At 67.8% G+C, this 1,534-nt stretch carries 2 protein-coding genes; one reads left to right on the forward strand and one right to left on the reverse strand.

Going from position 1 to position 1,534, the window contains the following annotated elements:
* Positions 1 to 194 (reverse strand): hypothetical protein (locus tag ACTWQH_RS32685; protein WP_443290444.1); only part of this gene is annotated, 194 nt, incomplete at its 3' end.
* Between ACTWQH_RS32685 and ACTWQH_RS32690 the strand changes: the two genes are divergently transcribed.
* Positions 138 to 1,373 (forward strand): IS701 family transposase, encoded by a 1,236-nt coding sequence (locus ACTWQH_RS32690; protein ID WP_443290443.1) that lies wholly within the window; start codon positions 138 to 140, stop codon positions 1,371 to 1,373. The two genes, ACTWQH_RS32685 and ACTWQH_RS32690, sit on opposite strands and share 57 nt — an antisense overlap.
* Positions 1,374 to 1,534 lie beyond the last annotated feature (161 nt).

The following is a 1,534-nucleotide window of genomic DNA, read 5'->3' on the forward strand; positions in this document are numbered from 1 at the left end:
TAGTACTCCAGTTGCAGATTGCTATCTGCGCTGGTCAGAGGTGGGTTTCTGAGTGTACTCGGTTGATGGGCCGTCAGTGAGGCCGAGTTCGTGACCTTGGGTGCGGCGGTGGCGTTGTGCTGGTCGTGGAAAATGATGTGCAGCCCGATGTCTGGTCGGCGGAACTGGAAGAAGTGCTGGTGCGGGTCGGTCACCGGTTCGGGCGGGTGGACCTGCGGCGGCGGATGCGCGCCTACGTGCACGGCCTGCTGGGATCGGTGGGACGCAAGAACGGCTGGCAGCTGGCCGAGTACGCTGGCCACCCCACGCCGTCCGGGTTGCAGCACCTGCTCAGCCGGGCCTGCTGGGACCCGGACGAGATACGCGATGACTTGCAGGAATACGTCGCTGAGAAGCTCGGAGCCCCAAACGGGGTTCTCGTCATCGACGACACCGGCTTCCTCAAGAAGGGCACCACTTCGGCCGGGGTCCAGCGGCAGTACACCGGCACCGCCGGCCGCACCGAGAACTGCCAGATAGGCGTCTTCGCCGCCTACACCTCGCCCACGGGGCGGGCGTTGGTGGACCGGGAGCTGTACCTGCCGAAGTCCTGGACCCAGGACGCCGACCGCTGCCGCGCCGCGAAAGTCCCTGAGCAGCGAGGGTTCGCCACCAAGGGTGACCTGGCCAAAGCAATGGTGGCTCGGGCGTTGGCCTCGCCGTTGCCGATCGCCTGGGTGACGGCGGACGCCGCCTACGGCCAGGAGTGGCGCTTTCGCCGCATGCTGGAGGAAACCGGTGTCGGCTACGTCCTGGCCGTGCCGAAGTCCCAGCACGTCCACGCCATCGGCCGTATCGACTTCGTCCTCGCCCAGGCACCCGATGACGCTTGGGAGCGCCACTCCTGCGGCCAGGGCGCGAAGGGGCCACGCGTCTACGACTGGGCCGCAGCCAGACTGCCCACCATCGCCGACTTCGACGGCGATCAGCCCACCCACGAGCGGTGGGTACTGGCCCGCCGCAGCCTGGCCCGCCCCGAAGAGATCGCTTACTACCTCGCCTACGCCTCCGCCGGCACCACTGTCGCAACGCTGATCACCATCGCCGGCTCCCGCTGGGCCATCGAGGAGGCGTTCCAGGCCGCGAAGAACGAGTGCGGCCTGGATCAGTACGAGGTCCGCCGGTATCCGGGCTGGTACCGGCACATCACCCTCTCGATGCTGGCCCACGCCTTCCTCGCCGCCATGGCCGCCATGGCCGCCCAGGCCGACTCAAGGGGGGCGGCAGAAACGGTTCCGGCGTCCTCGCGCCGCTCACCGTGGCGGAGATCCGACGACTCCTGGCAATTGACCGCCCCCCACCCCGCCATCTCCGGCGCACCAGCCACGCGCTGAGCTGGTCGAGGTGGCGACGCCGACACCAAGCCGTCGCCCGGCGCTGTCACTACCACCGCCGCACCCAAGGTCACGAACTCGGCCTCACTGACGGCCCATCAACCGAGTACACTCAGAAACCCACCTCTGACCAGCGCAGATAGCAATCTGCAACTGGAGTA

The organism is Streptomyces sp. 6N223, from assembly GCF_052246635.1.
GTDB lineage: Bacteria > Actinomycetota > Actinomycetes > Streptomycetales > Streptomycetaceae > Streptomyces.